Origin of the sequence: Sphaerisporangium sp. NPDC049002, from assembly GCF_040649355.1 — a bacterium.
In the GTDB taxonomy this organism is placed as follows: Bacteria; Actinomycetota; Actinomycetes; order Streptosporangiales; family Streptosporangiaceae; genus Sphaerisporangium.
The window spans coordinates 1-15,437 of record NZ_JBEZFH010000018.1; the positions used below are offsets into that span (position 1 = coordinate 1).

Genomic DNA, 15,437 nt, shown 5'->3' on the forward strand with positions numbered 1-15,437 from the left:
CGCCATCGGCCTGCCGGACGCCCCCGACCAGGTCTACGCCTCGATGGGCAACTACGCGAGGGCGTGGTCGCCGCCGAGCTGCCCGTGGAACCGCGCGTACGCGCGCAGCCGCTCGGCCAGGTCGGCCTCGGAGAACGGCTTGACCAGGTAGTTCACGACCCCCCGGCGGAGCGCCTCTCGTACGACCGCCCGTTCGGCGGCGGCGGTCAGCATGATGACGTCGCATCCGAGGCGCGGGGCGATGGACGTTCCCGAGTCGTCCGGGAGGTACTGGTCGAGGAGCGCCAGATGGGGGCGCAGGCGCGCGGCCAGCTCGACGGCCTCGGCGGCCGTGCAGGCGACGCCTGCGACCTCGAACCCCGGCACCCGGCTCACGTAGCGCGCGTGCAGGTCCGCCACCCGGAAGTCGTCGTCGACGACCAGCACGCGGATCATGGCGGATCGACGGCGCCGGGGAGCCGGGTCACGAAGACGGCCCCGCAGTCGGCGCCCGAGGCGCGGGTGAGGGACAGCTCGCCGCAGTGCCGGCGCGTCAGCCGCCGGGCGAGCGCGAGGCCGACGCCGTGCGGCCGGGCGTCGTCGGCGGCGGTGGTGAAGTCCTGGTCGAACAGCCGGTCGACGGCCTCCGGCGGCACGCCGTCGCCGCTGTCGACCACGACCATGTGGAGGATGTCGGCCTCGGCGAGCAGGGACACCTCCACCCAGGCGGGACGCCGCGAGCCGGCCTGGGCGGCGGCCGTGGCGTTGTCGACCAGGTTGCCGAGGATCGTGACGACGTCCAGCGGTGCCCTGAGCCGGGCGGGGACGAACGAGTCGGCGCTCAGGCGCAGGTCGACCCCGCACTCGGAGGCGACGGCCGTCTTGGCGGCGAGCAGCCCCCGGATGTAGGGGTCGCGCAGCCGCCCGGCGTCGCCGTACTCGGTGGCCAGAGGGTCTTCGGCCAGCTCCCGCAGGTAGGCGATCGCCTCGTCGCGGTGACCCAGGCTGAGCAGGCCCGACACGGTGTGCAGGCGGTTGGTGTACTCGTGGGCCTGGGCCCGCAGGGCGTCGGAAAGCGCCCGCACGACATCCAGCTCGCGGGCCATCGCGTCCAGGTCGGTGCGGTCGCGCATGGTCAGCACGTGGCCGAGGTCACGGTCGCTGCGGCGTACGGGCGCGGCCGTGACGACGAGCATGCGGTCCTCGGTGGCCACCAGCACGCCCCGCGCGCTGGTGCGCCCCGCCAGCAGGGTGCGCAGGCCGGGCGGCAGCCCCGCGTCCGCGACCAGGGAGCCCGGCACTGGCCGTCCGCCGATGAGGCGGGCCGCCGCGTCGTTGCAGATGGTGATGCGCCCGGTGGGGTCGGCGGCGAGCACGCCCTCGTCGATGCCGTGCAGCACGGCCTCGCGCTCGCGGAGCAGGTCGGCGAGGTCGGTCGGCTCCAGCCCGAGGGTCTGGCGCTTGAGGCGGCGGGCGAGCCCGGCGGCGGCCACGACGCCGAGCGCCAGGGCCAGTCCGGTGAACCCGGCGGCGGGGCGCATCAGGTCGCCGATGCGCCGGGACACCTCGCCCGCCGCGATGCCGACGCTGACCTGGCCGATCACGCGGCCCGTGGCGCTCAGCAGGGGGACCTTGCCCCGGGCCGACAGGCCCAGCGTGCCGCGCTCGAAGGTGACGATCTCGTGCCCGCTCAGGGCCTCGGGCTCGGTGCTGACCCGCTGCCCGAGGCGGCTGGTGTCGGGGTGGGAGTAGCGGATGCCGTGGTCGTCGGCGACGACCACGAAGAGCACGCCCGTGCGGAGCCGCGCGGCCTCAGCGCGCCGCTGCACGTCGCCCGAGCGGTCGTGGGCGGCGACCTCCTGGACGATCTGGTCGTCGGCCGCCACCGAGCGCGCGACGGCGAGTGCCCGCTGCTCGTACTGCTTCTCCAGCTCCGCGTGGAGAAGGTAGGCCACCAGCGCGAAGCCGCTTCCGAGGATCAGCAGAAGCACGGCGACCTGGACGAGCAGGGCCTGTGTCGCGAAGCGCAGACGGGGCCTCTCACCGGGCCAGGACATGGCAAGCACGATACCCGCGCGCGTGGCGTATGACCGCATGAGCTAAATGCGCAAAACGCAACTTACGCGCATTGCTCATTCAACTGGCACAAGCCTAGTGAGATCCGTCACACCGCCCTACGGTCCGTGGAACGCCCTACCCCCTACTGACTATCAGGCCGATGTTTCCGAGGTATGTCACGCGATGGACCCCGCTCGTTACGGCGGCGTCCGTCACCGCGTCCAGTTCTGAGCCGGTTGCCGCTCGGGCGCTCGATCACCGATCTGACCACCTACGCGAATCCGGAAGGAGTCGAACGCCATGACCAGCCCGGGCCCCTCAGCGGAGGCCGCCACCACGGCCGCGAGGCCGGCGTCCAACCCCGCCATCGAACTGCGGGGCGTCACCAAGCGCTTCCCGACCCGCGACGGCCGCGACTACACCGCCGCACGGGACATGACCCTGACCGTGGGCGGCGGCGAGTTCGTGAGCGTCGTCGGGCCCACCGGCTGCGGGAAGTCCACCAGCCTCTCGATGATCTCGGGCCTCGCGCCCGCCAGCGGGGGCGAGGTGCTCGTCCAGGGCAGGCCGGTGACCGGCATCCCCGACGGGCTCGGCTACATGTTCCAGCAGGACGCCGTCCTCCCGTGGCGGTCCGTGCTGGACAACGTCGCCGCCGGTCCCCGCTACCGGGGCGTGGCCAAGAAACAGGCGCGCGAGCAGGCCAGGGAGTGGGTGGCCAAGGTCGGGCTCTCGGGCTTCGAGCGGTACTACCCCCACCAGCTCTCCGGCGGCATGCGCAAGCGCGTCGCCCTGGCCCAGACGCTGATCAACGAGCCGTCGATCCTGCTCATGGACGAGCCGTTCAGCGCGCTCGACGTGCAGACCCGCGAGCACATGCAGGACCTGCTGCTCGACCTGTGGTCCGGTACGGGAGCCGCCGTGGTCTTCGTCACCCACGACCTGACCGAGGCGATCGCCCTGGCGGACACGGTCGTCGTCATGACCGCGGCCCCGGCCACGACCAAGAACATCATCCCCGTCGACCTCGAACGCCCGCGCCGGGTCGAGGAGATCCGGCTGGAGGAGTCGTTCCTCGCCGTCTACCGCGAGGTGTGGGACTCGCTGCGCGAAGAGGTCGAGATCACCCGTACCCGAGGAGCCGGCCGTGTCGCCTGACGTCCAGACCCCCGTCGCCGCCCCGTCCGCCGCTCTCGCCGAGGAGCGGGCCCCGGTACGGCGCCCCGGCCGGCTGCGCGCCCCCAAGATCACCGCGACGAGGGTGCTCCTGATCGTGCTGTGGCTGGGCAGCTGGGAGCTGTCGGCCAGCACCTTCCTCGACCCGTTCTACTACTCCAAGCCGAGCGCCATCTGGGGCCGGATCGTCGACTGGTTCACCACCGGCACCGCCTTCGGGTCGATCTGGGAGCAGATGTTCGTCACCCTGCAGGAGGCGGTCATCGGATTCGTGATCGGCTCGCTGGCCGGGGTGGTGCTCGGCGTCCTGCTCGGCCGGGGCCGCTTCCTGGCCGAGGTCTGCGCGCCGTTCATCAAGGCCGCGAACGCGATCCCGCGCATCGTGCTCGCGTCGCTGTTCGTGATCTGGTTCGGCCTGGGCATGTCCTCCAAGGTCGCCACGGCCGTGGTCCTCGTCTTCTTCGCCGTCTTCTTCAACGCCTTCCAGGGCGCGCGCGAGGTGGACAAGACCCTCATCGACAACGCCCGCATCCTCGGCGCCGGTCCCCGGCAGATCCTCACCACGATCGTCCTGCCGAGCGCGACCTCGTGGATCCTCGCCAGCCTGCACGTCGCCTTCGGGTTCGCGCTGATCGGCGCGATCGTCGGCGAGTATACCGGTGCGGACAAGGGCCTCGGCCTGCTGATCAACCATGCCCAGGGCACCTTCGACTCGGCAGGCATCTACGCCGGGATGATCATCATCACGGTCATGGCCCTGCTCGCCGAGTGGCTGCTCACCCTCCTCGAACGCCGGCTTCTCGCCTGGCGTCCGCCCTCCACCGCCACCGCGCAGATCTGATCGGAGCACTTCCCGATGAAAGCCACCTCCCGCCTCGTCGTCACCGCCGCCGTCGGCCTGGCGGTGGCCGTCGCCGCCACCGGCTGCCGCGACTCCCGTACGGCCACGACCACCGACGGGGGCGCCCCCCAGGTCAAGATCATGATCGGCGGCATCGACAAGGTCATCTACCTGCCGCCCAAGCTGACCGAGCAGCTCGGCTACTTCAAGCAGGAGGGCGTCGACGTCCAGCTGCTGACCGAGCCGTCGGGCGCGCAGGCCGAGAACGTCCTGATCAGCGGCGACGTCCAGGGTGTCGTCGGGTTCTACGACCACACCATCGACCTGCAGACCAAGGGCAAGTGCATCCAGAGCGTCGTGCAGTTCGCCGACGTCCCCGGAGAGGTCGAGGTCGTCTCCACCGCCCAGGCGGACAAGATCAAAACCCCGAAGGACTTCAAGGGCAAGCGGCTCGGCATCACGAGCCCCGGCTCGTCCACCGACTTCCTGACGCAGGCGCTGGCTGTGAAGAGCGGGCTGGCGACCGAGGACATCACCCGGGTCAAGGCGGGTGCGGGCCCGACCTTCATCGCCGCCATCGAGAACGGCGGCATCGACGCGGGCATGACGACCGACCCCACCGCAGCCCAGCTCACCTCGTCGGGCAAGGGCAAGGTCATCATCGACATGCGCACGGAGGAGGGTACGAGGGCGGCCCTCGGGGGCCTGTACCCGGCCAGTTCGCTGTACATGGACTGCGCCTGGGTCCAGAGCAACAAGGAGACCGTGCAGAAGCTCGCCAACGCCTTCGTGAAGACCCTGAAGTACATCAACGAGCACTCCGCGGAGGACATCGCCGCCAAGATGCCGAAGGAGTACGCCGGGGGAGACCCCGCGCTCTACACCAAGGCGATCAACGACACCAAGAGCATCTTCCGACCCGACGGCGTCATGGACGAGGAGGGCGCCAAGAACGTGCTGGAGGTGCTCGCCTCCTTCTCGCCGAACGTGAAGGGCAAGAAGGACACCATCGACCTGTCCAAGACCTACACCACCGAGTTCGTCAAGGCCGCCAAGACCGGCTGAGTCACCGCTTCTCCAGGGCGGATGGAGCCGGCGCGTGGAGCGCCGGCTCCATCGTGTTTCCCGCGCCGGCCGGCCCATCCCAGTGGGACGAGTACGGATTCATCGTCATTTTTACGTACATATACGGATGTCACTACGGATGTTCAACACCTGACTGCGGACCTAGCGTCACGTCAGACCGGTTCGTCCGGTCCGCACACAAAGGAGCGCCGCGAAGTGACCTCTCCCGACCTCCCGCCATAGCCGTCGCTTCCCCGCGACAGGCGACATCTCCGCCGATGACGTGGCAGCCCCATCTCGGCGCCACACCGGTGAGAAGAATCATTCGTTTCTCTCATCACCCCCCTTATCCCACGGTGTCCGCTGCCGGGCGACTCCCGTCGGCGCGACCGCCGCTGCCCGCGAAAAACGCGCGCTGCGGCGTGGGAGGCAGAGAAAGGAAAAGCCGCCCATGAGGCGCAAAGCACTACTCGCAGCGACCGCTGCCCTGGCCATCGCCGGCGTGGTGGTCCCCGCCACCTCCGCCGCGGCCAAGCCACCCCCCGGGAGCGACGGCAAGGTACAGTCCCTCGCCGCCGACCCGTCGCAGCGCGCCGCCGCCGCCGCCGACCAGGCCGTCGCGAGCGGCCTGGACAAGCTGCGTGTGAGCCCCAACGAGACCTACAAGCGCATCGCCGTGACCCCGAGCACCGGCATGTACTACGTGACCTACGAGCGCTCCTACAAGGGCCTGCCCGTGGTGGGCGGCGACGCGGTCGTGGTCACCGACGCCAATGGGCGCGTGCGCGACACCGCGGCGGCCGCCGCGGCCACCACCCAGGGCGTGCCGACCACGCCGACGGTGAGCGCCGAGACCGCCACCGAGACGGCCAAGACCAAGCTCGACCGGGCCGACGACAGCGTCGCCCCGCGCCTGGTGGTCCTGACCTGGGGCAGCAAGCCGCGCCTCGCGTGGGAAGCGAAGGTGTCCGGCATCTCGGCCGGCAAGCCGAGCATCCAGCACGTATTCGTCGACGCGACCACCGGTGAGATCGCCGATTCCTACGACGACGTCCGGGCGGGCACCGGCAACGGCTACTACTACGGCGCGGTCACCATCAACACGAGCGGCTCCGGCACCTCGTACTCGATGACCGACACCACCCGCAGCGGCATTCGCTGTGGCGGCCAGGGCGGAACGGCCTACACCGGCACCGACGACGCCTGGGGCAACGGCAGCGGGACGAACCTGGAGACCGCCTGCGTGGACGCCCTCTACAGCGTCCAGCGCGAGTGGGACATGCTGGGCTCCTGGCTCCTGCGCAGCGGCATCAACGGCAGCGGCGGCGGCTTCCCGATCCGCGTGGGGCTGGCGGACGTGAACGCGTACTGGAACGGCAGCTACACCAACTTCGGGCACTCGCAGGACAACGCCCGCCAGGCCACGCCGATCGACGTGGTGGCCCACGAGTTCGGTCACGCCATCTTCCAGACCACCCCGGGCGGCGCCGGCAGCGGCACCGAGAACGGCGGCATCAACGAGGCCACCGGCGACATCTTCGGGTCGCTGACCGAGGCCTACGCCAACAACCCGAACGACCCGCCGGACTACGAGGTGGGCGAGGAGGTCAACCTCGTCGGCCAGGGCCCGATCCGCTACATGTACAACCCGTCCCTCGAGGGCGACCCCAACTGCTGGTCGGCCTCGCTCCCGAGCGAGGTGCACGCGGCGGCCGGTCCGCTGAACCACTGGTTCTACCTGCTCGCCGAGGGCTCCGCGCCCGGCGGCGGCAAGCCGAGCAGCCCGATCTGCTCCGGCGGACCCTCCTCGGTGACCGGCATCTCCATCCAGAAGGCCGGCAAGATCTACATGGGCGCCCTCCAGCGGAAGACCTCCACCTGGAAGTACGTCAACGTCCGTACGGCGTCCCTCGCGGCGGCGGTCGAGCTCTACGGCGCCAGCAGCCCCGAGTGCGCGGCGGTCAAGGCGGCCTGGAACGCGGTCAGCGTCCCGGTGCAGTCGGGCGAGGCATCCTGCAGCTCCTCCAGCAACGACTTCTCCCTGTCGCTGAGCCCCACCTCGGGCACGGTGGCGCCGGGCTCCGCGACCACCGCCACGGTCGGCACGACGACCACTGCGGGTAGCGCGCAGACGGTCTCCTTCAGCGCCTCCGGGCTGCCCTCGGGAGCCACCGCGAGCTTCAGCCCCACCTCGGTGACCTCGGGCGGATCCTCCACCCTCACCATCAGCACCACCTCGTCGACGCCTTCCGGCACCTACACGATCACGGTGACGGGCACGGGCTCGGGCGCCACCCACACGGCGGCGTACACGCTGACCGTGTCGGGCACCTCCGGCGGGCGCACGTTCACCAACGGCACCGACTACACGATCAACGACCTGTCGACGATCAACAGCCCGATCACCTCGACCGCGACCGGTAACGCCGTCTCCCCGGTCAAGCTCAGTGTGACCATCTCCCACACCTGCGCCGAGGACCTCCGGATCAGGCTGAAGGGCCCGAGCGGCACCATCTACACGGTCAAGTCCAGTGGCGGCATCAGCTGCACGTCCTTCGGTACCCGGGCCTACTCGGTCCCGGTCACCCAGACGGCGGCGGGCACGTGGACCCTTGAGGTCACCGACCAGTACACCTTGGACACCGGCTACCTCGACTCGTGGACCATCACGGTCTGAGCAACGGCAGTACGAACCCCCGGGACCCCACCCCTGGTCCCGGGGGTTCGCCGTTGCCCGGGACGCCCAGAAGGCGTCCTTTCACCCGTTCACACCGTCACCGAGGGCCGGCGAGGGAGGGACCGCCGGGGCCAGGCTCACGCGGGCGGGGCGACCTGGGTCCGCGACCGTACGCCGAGCTTGCGCAGCACGGTGGCGACATGGCTCTCCACCGTCCGCGTCGACAGGAACAGCACGTCGGCGATCTCCCGGTTCGTACGGCCGAGCGCGACCAGCCTGGCCACCTCCCGCTCGCGCTGCGACAGCGCGCCGGCGTCCGTCCTCCGGCCGCGTGGGAGCTGGAACTCCACGCCGATGTCCCGCAGCACCCGCCTGCACCGGGCGGCGTCGTGCGTGGCGCCGAGCAGGCCGAACCGCTCCGCCAGCTCCGTGAAGCCCGCGGCCGCCCCGGCGTCCCCGAGGGCGAGCCTCGCGCGGGCCTCTCCCTCGCCCGCCCGCGCCGCCGCGTACGGCTGGGGCAGCGCGGCGTACGCCTCGCGGGCGCGGGCGTAGAAGCCGACGGCCTCGGCGTGCCGGCGCTCGGCGGCGGCGAGCGCGCCCCGGGCGAAGTCCAGGGCGGCGTGCGCGGTGGGCGCGATGCGGCCCGCGATCCCGGCGGCGTACTCGGCCACCAGGTCGGCCGCCGCCTTCAGGCGCCCGTCCCAGGCCAGCGCGGTGACGGCGGACGGGACCAGGTACGCCCCCCACACCCACACGCCCTTGCGGCGCAACCGGGCGACCGCATGCTCGGCCTCGGTGACCGCGCTGTCCAGGGCGCCGCGCGCGAGGTGCAGGTCGATGAGCCCCCCGGCGGCGGCCGTCACGATCGGGACATAGCGAGCGTCCGGCGCGTCCAGCCCCGCGCCGTGGAAATGCTTGATGGCCTCGTCCCACTCGCCCGTCGCCAGGGCGAGCATCCCCAGCACGAGCCAGATGTCCACCGCGATCAGCGGCGTCTCCGTGGCCAGCTCTCCCAGGGACGCCGCCCGGTCGCGGAGCCCGTCCCATCGGCCGGTCAGCCAATCTCTGCGGATCGTCGAGACGTCGAGGAGGTAGGCGGGGTACTGCGCGCCGCTCTCCACGGCGAGCTGCCGGCCTTCCTCGGCGAACTTCTCGGCCGCCGCGTAGAGACCCAGGCTGGTCGCCGAGTCGTGCAGGTTGGCGTACGCACGGGCGGCCTCCCGCCGCACACCCGTGCGCGGGTCGGCGACCGGCAGCTTGGCCGCCACGGCGAAGGCGTCGGGAGAGCCGATCGTCATCTCGAACGAGGCCCGGTTGGCCTGGACGGCCGCCGCCAGCTCGGGGTTGTCGGCGGTCGCGACGAGGGCCTCGGCGCGGGCCATCCACTCCTCGTGCTGCGCCAGCGACTCGGTGCCCCACCCCGGCAGCGCGAGGCTGGCCCAGCCCCGGGCGGCCAGCGTCGGCCGGTCGCTCAGCTCGGCGAGTGCGGCCATGATCTCGGGCCTTCCGGAGTCGGTGTCGCCCGCCTGGTTGGACAGCACGACACCGAGGTTGAGCCGGGCCTCGGCGCGTGCGTCGGGGGACAGGAAGTCGTCGCGTAAGACGTGGCGAAGGAGCCGTACCACCCGCTGGTGGGACAGGCCGGTCGCCGCGAAGCGGCTCAGCATCAGCGCGAGCGGGCCCCGGTCGGGCGCCGGCAGGTCGGGATCGTCGAGCATGCCCTCGATCACCTCGACGGCCAGCGCGGTGTCCCCGAGCGAGGCGGCCCGCTGGGCGGCGGCGGTGCCGTGGCGCAGCCAGGCGTCGGTGTCGCCGGCCTGCCGGGCGTGGAACGCCAGTTGCACCAGCGGCGGCGAGTCCACCGCCGCGAGCGCCCGCTTCGCCCGGTCGTGCGCCGACCGGCGGTCGGGCCCCGGGATGGCGTCGTACACGGCCTGCTGGGCCAGCGCGTGGCGGAAGCCGTACCGGCCGCCTGGATGCTCGTGCAGCACGCCCGCGCGCAGCGCCTCGCCCAGCCCGGCGGAATGCCCGCCGACGGCGGTGATCAGTTGCTCTCCCGCCGGGAGCCGCAGCACCGCCGCCGCCTGGACCGCGCCAACCGCCGCCGAGGACAGACCGGCCATCCGCTCGGCCATCGCCTCGCGCAGCAGCAGGGGCACCCCGGCGCGGTCGAGCGCGTCTGGCTCCTCCGCGTCCGGCAGGGACCGGACCACCTCCTCCACCACGAAAGGGATGCCGGCCGTACGCTCGTGCAGCCGGGCGACGAAACCGGAGGACAGATCGGATCGGTCCAGCAGCGCGCCGGCCAGGCTTCCCACGTCGGAGACGTCCAGCGGTGCCAACGGCACGACCACGGTGGTGGTGTCCGGCTGGTGCCGGTAGGCCAGACCGAGGGGCGACCGGGCCGTGCCGAGGTTCTCCCGCCGGTAGGTCGCCACGATCGCGAGCCCTTCGGGCGGCTGGCCGCTCAGGAAGCGCAGCAGGTCGCGGGTGCCGTCGTCGGCCCAGTGAAGGTCCTCGATGACGAGCACGGCCGGCCCGACGGCCGCCAGCAGGGCGCGTATCGCGCGGAACACCCGGTGCCGTTCGGCGCGCGGATCCTCCAGCGGCTGCGGGGAGGGCGGCAGCGCGTCGGCCAGCTCGGGAAGGTAGCCGCGGAGCGCGCCGGTGACCGGGTTCAGCGCCTGGGGCGCCGGAAGCCGTCCCCTGATGTCCCGCAGCGCCTCGAACACCGGGCCGTACGGGAAGGGCTCGCGGATCTGGTGGCAGTAGCCGAGCAGGACGGCCCGGTCGCCGGACGGGACGCGGCCGAGCGCGGCGCGGACGAGCCGGGTCTTTCCAATGCCCGCTTCGCCCTCCACCAGGACCATCGCCGGTGGACGGGTCATCGCGTCGATCAGAGCCCGCAGCTCAGGGGCACGTCCGACAAGTGCGGGCGAGGGCACCATGCTCATCCACAGCTCCAAGGTACGGATTGCGGGACCCCCCGGCACAGTTATCCACGTACCCCCGCCCAAGGTCAACCCTTGGGCGTTACAGCGATGTTGCGGATGGGGTCAAGGTGCGGGCTCGGATGGCCGCCATCCAGCCCTGATGAGCTCCAGGCGTCGCCTCGGGCGGTTAGGGACAGGCGTCTCATCATGGCGGGGGACCCCCCGTCACCATTCAGGGTGATCTTTCCACCGGTTTCCGCGTCTAGGTTCACAAGGTCGAGGTGCGATTGTGCGGCGGCTCAGGCGGCGCGGACCAGGGGAGTCGGGGAGATGGCGGAGGAAGTTCGCGTTCGCAGGGGTGAGGGCCTTGCCCCGTCTGTGGAGGAGTACCTTCACGACTGGGCGGAACGGTCCGGCATCGCCGCCGAGGTCTGGGCGCTGCCCGGTCAGGCCGTGCCCGCGCATATCGCCGACGCGGTGTACGCGACCGTCGTCGAGGCGCTGACCAACGTCGAACGGCACAGTCGCGCCGAGCACGTCTCGGTCGCGATCACGCTCGGCGCGGGCGGCCTGCGGATGACGGTCAGCGACGACGGCATCGGGTACGCGGCGCACCGGCCGGACCGGTTGGACGGGCGGGGGCAGGCCGCCATGCGGGCCAACTTCGCCAAGGTGGGCGGCACGCTGACCATCAACAGCACGCTCCGTGGCGGCACCACGATCACCGGCGTCATCCCGGTCTGAGCCCCTACCTGGCCGCCCGGCCGCGCAAGAGCACAATGGAGGTGTGGACAAGCGCGAACTGGCGGGTTTCCTGCGTAGCAGGCGCGAACGGCTGCGTCCCTCGGATGTCGGGCTGCCGGCCGGTCCGCGCCGCCGCACGCCCGGGTTACGCCGGGAAGAGGTCGCCAACCTGGCCTTGATCTCCACCCAGTACTACACCCGGCTGGAGCAGGGCCGCGGGCCGCGCCCCTCACGGCGGGTCCTGGCCGGCATCGACCGTGCCCTGCGGCTGTCCGACGCCGAGCGCGACCATCTGTACTTCCTGGCGGGCGAACCGCCGGGCCCGCGGACAGGGCCGCCCGGCGAGGTGGGGCCGAGCATCCTGAATATGATCAACCGGATGCCGGACTCGGCCGCGATCGTGCTCGACGCGAAGTTCGAGGTGATCGCGTGGAACGCCCTCGCCGCGGCGCTGATGGAGGACTTCTCCGCGCTGGCTCCGCGTGACCGCAACCTCATCCGGCGCCACTTCCTGCACCCTGACCCGATGCGGCGGCACTACGGGATGTCCTCGGAGCATGACGTGCACCAGTTCGGCCTGTTCGCGGCCGATCATCTGCGCACCGCGTCCGCCCGCTATCCGGACGCCACGGAGATCCAGACGCTCGTCGACGAACTCGTGGCCGGAAGCGAGGAGTTCGCTCGGATCTGGGCCGCGCACCACGTGTACGACGAGCACCACAAGCTCAAGACCATGCACCACCCGGTGGTCGGCAAGATCACACTGAACTGCGACATCATCGCGGTGCCCGACCGCGATCAGCAGGTCGTCATCTTCACCGCCGAGCCCGGCACCTCATCGGAACAGGCCCTTCAGCTCCTGCGCGTCCTCGGCACCCAGCGCATGGACATCCCCACCTGACGAGCCGCCTGCGCGCGGCCTCAGAGGCTCTCGATCTCCGTCAGATCGATGTCGACCTCGAACGGGACCTTGAGCTGCAACTTGTCGTGGTGAATCCCCATGAGGGCGTAGGCCTTGGTGGCCGGGTCGAGCTCGTAGACGTACACGGTCGCCTTACCGCCGTTCTGCTCGACCCTCCAGAAGTGCTCGATCTTCGCGGCGGCGTAAAGCTGCGGTTTGCGCTCCCGATCACGCGTCTCGGAATCAGGGCTGACGACCTCGACTATGAGGAGCACATCTCTCGCCTGGTACGCGGTGGCGTCAGGTCCCACGAGGGCTTCGGCTCGGAGGATCGCCACATCAGGCTCGGGACGCTGCCGAGGGCCGAGCACGACGCTCATCTCTCTGCGCACCCGGAACTCTCGCGGAGTGAGCCGGCGCAGAGCGTTGACGAGCAGATCGATGATCACAGAGTGGAAGTCTTTCTGGGGGCTCACGAAGACCAAGCTTCCATCTATCAACTCTGTGTGTGCGGGCAAATCCGGAAGGTGATCGAGGTCTGCCGCGGTGAAACCCTCCGGGGGTGGGACCATCCAGCCGGGAAGCTGCGGGTCTGTCATCTTTTGGCTCCGGACCTCGACTGTCATGGCTTCACGCTAGCAATTGCACTCGGTCTCTCCAGTGAGTTTGCCCCCTACTCCTGGAACGGAACGCCCCGGCCCCACCGCCCGAGGGTGTGCGGGCACACAAGCGTCTGGGCCACGCGGATTCGCGTGGCCCAGACGTGGCAGCCTACGATGCGCGGCGGTTGGCCGCTTGGGGTGGTGACTCTCCCGGTCCCGACGTGCGCTGCGGGGGGACCACCGGGGTGGGGCGGACCAGGCCGAGGGCGACGACCTCGTTGGCCAGCCTTGTGCGCCGGTTGATGCCCTCCGGGATGCGGAACTTCTGGTAGAGCCTCAGCAGGTGCTGCTTGACGGCCGCCTCCGTCACCACCAGGTCGTCGGCTATCTCGCGCGCCGTCGCGGGCGCCACGAACGCCTCGTCGGACAGCGCCGGCCGGCACAGGGAGGTCAGCACGTCGACCTCTCGCCTGGTCAGCTCGGGCGCCGCCGCGCGGCGCAACTCGACTTCCGGGGCGAAATCCTCCCTTGGCACCCCGCCGACCCGACAGCGAGCCGCTCCGAAGGAGACGACGTCGCCGTCGTCGAGCACCCTCCGGGCGATCGGCCTGCCGTTCACCCGTGTGCCGTTGCGGGACAGGCCCAGGTCAACGACATACAGGTAGGGTCCACGGCGGATGAACTCGGCGTGCAGTCGTGACACGCTCGGATCAGCCAGCCTGACGTCGACGCCTCGGCCTCGGCCGATCGTCGTGATCTCGGGGCGCAACGGGACCACCTCACCGGTGTCCTCGACGCGTATGAACGGCCCCTCCACGGCAGTTCCTCCCCAGGTAGCCCGCCGTTACTTCCGCTACACCTCCGGCTTACCCAAACGAGGGGTTGGGGAATCGCCTTTGCCATAACGAGAATCACTGCAGAAATTGGTCTGGACCTCCTCGGCCGGTTTTACCTGCTCACAGGTAGACTTCGGACGAAGATAAGCGGAGGAAATAACACATGGCGGACAACCCCACCAAAGGCCTCGCCGATGTCGTCGCCGCGTCTACAGCGCTGAGCGACATCGACGGCAAAGCCGGTCGCCTCTTCTACCGCGGCTATGACATCCACGATCTAGCCGGCCGCACGAGCTTCGAAGAGACCGCGCACCTGCTTCAGCATGGCACGCTCCCCACGCGTCAGCAGCTGGCCGACTACGGAGCCGAACTCGTCCGAGGTCGTACCCTCGGAGCGCTCGTCGAAGCCAACATCGCCGAGATCGCGGAGAAACAGGGGCCCATGGAGGCGCTCCGGAGCCTGGTCTCCCTGGCCGGCGCCGAGGACGCGGACAAGGACTCCAACGAGGCCGGCGCCAACCGGCGCAAGGCCGCGCGACTGACGGCCCAGCAGCCCATCCTGGTCGCGCGCTACCACGCCGCACGCACCGGCGGCACCGCGCGCGACGCCGACCCGTCCCTCAGCGTCGCGGCGAACTTCCTGCTGCAGATCACGGGCCGGGTGCCGGAACAGACCGAGGTCGACTTCTTCGACGAGTGCCTCGTGCTCCACGCCGACCACACGATGAACGCCTCGACCTTCGCCGCCCGCGTCTGCGCGGCGACGCTGTCGGACATGCACTCGGCGATCGTGGCCGCGATCGGCACCCTGAAGGGCCCGCTGCACGGCGGCGCGAACGAGCAGGTCATGCGGACCCTGGAGAGCATCCCCGCCGACGGCGTGGCACAGGCCGTACGGGACAAGCTCGCGGGCGGCGAGAAGATCATGGGATTCGGCCACCGGGTCTACAAGACCGAGGACCCGCGCGCGACTCACCTGCGCAAGATGTCGCGCGAGTTGGCCGAGGCGAGCGGGGACGACACCTACTATCGGATGTCGAAGGAGATGGAGGAGGTCGTCTTCGCGGAGAAGGGGCTGTACCCGAACGTCGACTTCTACGCCGCGACGGTCTACCACTACCTCGGCATTCCGACGGACCTGTTCACCCCGGTCTTCTCGGTCAGCAGGATGTCCGGCTGGACCGCGCACGTGATCGAGCAGCACGCCGACAACCGGCTGATCCGTCCGGACAGCGAGTACATCGGGGAGCGCGACCAGAAGTGGACACCGATTGACGAACGGTAGGGCATGGGGGCCGTACCTGCTGATACTGGCGGGTGCGGCCGTCGGCCTCGGCGCGATCGCGATGGGCCTGCCCGCGTGGGCGGGCTCATTGGTCGTCGCCTGCTCGGTGCTCTTCGGCGCCGTGCTGCGACTGCTGGTGCCCGGCGACCGGGAGAGCATGCTGGGCGTGCGTAGCAGGCGTACCGACGCCGCCACATACGCACTGCTCGGCGGCGTCATGACCGTTGTCGCCCTCAGCGTCGCCATGCAATGGCTCATGGGTAGGCAGTAAACCCCCATGCCCAGTCCGGTAGCCTCACCCCGCCATTGCGTTCGCAAAACGACCGTTTGGTCAGCCTAG

General features: G+C 70.6%; 13 protein-coding genes. 8 read left to right on the top strand and 5 right to left on the bottom strand.

The window, feature by feature from the left end; genetic code table 11:
- Nucleotides 1-51: 51 nt before the first annotated feature.
- Nucleotides 52-435, bottom strand: coding sequence for a response regulator (locus AB0B89_RS06565; RefSeq protein WP_358549092.1), 384 nt, complete (start codon nt 433-435; stop codon nt 52-54).
- Nucleotides 432-2,036, bottom strand: coding sequence for a sensor histidine kinase (locus AB0B89_RS06570; protein ID WP_358549095.1), 1,605 nt, complete (start codon nt 2,034-2,036; stop codon nt 432-434). The genes AB0B89_RS06565 and AB0B89_RS06570 overlap by 4 nt, the downstream gene beginning before the upstream one ends.
- A gap of 301 nt (nt 2,037-2,337) precedes the next feature.
- On the opposite strand from AB0B89_RS06570, the gene AB0B89_RS06575 reads away from it, so the two are divergent.
- The 4 genes from AB0B89_RS06575 (at nt 2,338) to AB0B89_RS06590 (ending at nt 7,796) form a co-directional block, all read left to right on the top strand.
- Nucleotides 2,338-3,195, top strand: coding sequence for an ABC transporter ATP-binding protein (locus AB0B89_RS06575; protein ID WP_358549098.1), 858 nt, complete (start codon nt 2,338-2,340; stop codon nt 3,193-3,195).
- Nucleotides 3,185-4,054, top strand: coding sequence for an ABC transporter permease (locus AB0B89_RS06580; RefSeq protein ID WP_358549101.1), 870 nt, complete (start codon nt 3,185-3,187; stop codon nt 4,052-4,054). Before AB0B89_RS06575 ends, AB0B89_RS06580 begins: the two co-directional genes overlap by 11 nt.
- 15 nt (nt 4,055-4,069) lie before the next feature.
- Complete coding sequence (locus AB0B89_RS06585; protein ID WP_358549104.1) at nt 4,070-5,119, top strand: ABC transporter substrate-binding protein; 1,050 nt, start codon at nt 4,070-4,072, stop codon at nt 5,117-5,119.
- Between the two features lie 451 nt (nt 5,120-5,570).
- Nucleotides 5,571-7,796, top strand: a complete 2,226-nt coding sequence (locus tag AB0B89_RS06590) for a M4 family metallopeptidase (protein WP_358549106.1) — start codon at nt 5,571-5,573, stop codon at nt 7,794-7,796.
- Between the two features lie 137 nt (nt 7,797-7,933).
- Here AB0B89_RS06590 and AB0B89_RS06595 read toward each other — a convergent pair whose 3' ends face one another.
- Nucleotides 7,934-10,750 carry an AAA family ATPase gene (locus tag AB0B89_RS06595; protein ID WP_358549109.1) on the bottom strand — a complete coding sequence of 939 codons (2,817 nt, stop codon included), beginning with the start codon at nt 10,748-10,750 and terminating at the stop codon, nt 7,934-7,936.
- A gap of 309 nt (nt 10,751-11,059) precedes the next feature.
- Between AB0B89_RS06595 and AB0B89_RS06600 the strand changes: the two genes are divergently transcribed.
- Nucleotides 11,060-11,473 carry an ATP-binding protein gene (locus tag AB0B89_RS06600; protein WP_358549111.1) on the top strand — a complete coding sequence of 138 codons (414 nt, stop codon included), beginning with the start codon at nt 11,060-11,062 and terminating at the stop codon, nt 11,471-11,473.
- Nucleotides 11,474-11,516: 43 nt separating this feature from the next.
- Nucleotides 11,517-12,374: a helix-turn-helix transcriptional regulator gene (locus AB0B89_RS06605; protein WP_358549114.1), complete on the top strand. Its 858-nt coding sequence runs from the start codon at nt 11,517-11,519 to the stop codon at nt 12,372-12,374.
- A gap of 20 nt (nt 12,375-12,394) precedes the next feature.
- On the opposite strand, the gene AB0B89_RS06610 is transcribed toward AB0B89_RS06605, so the two are convergent.
- Nucleotides 12,395-13,000: a Uma2 family endonuclease gene (locus tag AB0B89_RS06610; protein WP_358549117.1), complete on the bottom strand. Its 606-nt coding sequence runs from the start codon at nt 12,998-13,000 to the stop codon at nt 12,395-12,397.
- Nucleotides 13,001-13,145: 145 nt separating this feature from the next.
- A complete protein-coding gene (locus tag AB0B89_RS06615; protein WP_358549119.1) occupies nt 13,146-13,793 on the bottom strand; it encodes an FHA domain-containing protein in 648 nt (215 codons plus the stop codon).
- A gap of 182 nt (nt 13,794-13,975) precedes the next feature.
- Here AB0B89_RS06615 and AB0B89_RS06620 point away from each other — a divergent pair, with 182 nt between their 5' ends.
- A complete protein-coding gene (locus AB0B89_RS06620; RefSeq protein WP_358549122.1) occupies nt 13,976-15,097 on the top strand; it encodes a citrate/2-methylcitrate synthase in 1,122 nt (373 codons plus the stop codon).
- Nucleotides 15,084-15,368 carry a DUF3017 domain-containing protein gene (locus tag AB0B89_RS06625; protein WP_358549125.1) on the top strand — a complete coding sequence of 95 codons (285 nt, stop codon included), beginning with the start codon at nt 15,084-15,086 and terminating at the stop codon, nt 15,366-15,368. Before AB0B89_RS06620 ends, AB0B89_RS06625 begins: the two co-directional genes overlap by 14 nt.
- The last annotated feature ends 69 nt before the right edge of the window (nt 15,369-15,437 follow it).

What these genes read in the sequence shown, in the direction of transcription:
- AB0B89_RS06565 (WP_358549092.1), bottom strand. Translation starts at nt 435, where the DNA reads ATGATCCGCGTGCTGGTCGTCGACGACGACTTCCGGGTGGCGGACCTG.
- AB0B89_RS06570 (WP_358549095.1), bottom strand. Translation starts at nt 2,036, where the DNA reads ATGTCCTGGCCCGGTGAGAGGCCCCGTCTGCGCTTCGCGACACAGGCC.
- AB0B89_RS06575 (WP_358549098.1), top strand. Translation starts at nt 2,338, where the DNA reads ATGACCAGCCCGGGCCCCTCAGCGGAGGCCGCCACCACGGCCGCGAGG.
- AB0B89_RS06585 (WP_358549104.1), top strand. Translation starts at nt 4,070, where the DNA reads ATGAAAGCCACCTCCCGCCTCGTCGTCACCGCCGCCGTCGGCCTGGCG.
- AB0B89_RS06590 (WP_358549106.1), top strand. Translation starts at nt 5,571, where the DNA reads ATGAGGCGCAAAGCACTACTCGCAGCGACCGCTGCCCTGGCCATCGCC.
- AB0B89_RS06595 (WP_358549109.1), bottom strand. Translation starts at nt 10,750, where the DNA reads ATGAGCATGGTGCCCTCGCCCGCACTTGTCGGACGTGCCCCTGAGCTG.
- AB0B89_RS06600 (WP_358549111.1), top strand. Translation starts at nt 11,060, where the DNA reads ATGGCGGAGGAAGTTCGCGTTCGCAGGGGTGAGGGCCTTGCCCCGTCT.
- AB0B89_RS06610 (WP_358549117.1), bottom strand. Translation starts at nt 13,000, where the DNA reads ATGACAGTCGAGGTCCGGAGCCAAAAGATGACAGACCCGCAGCTTCCC.
- AB0B89_RS06620 (WP_358549122.1), top strand. Translation starts at nt 13,976, where the DNA reads ATGGCGGACAACCCCACCAAAGGCCTCGCCGATGTCGTCGCCGCGTCT.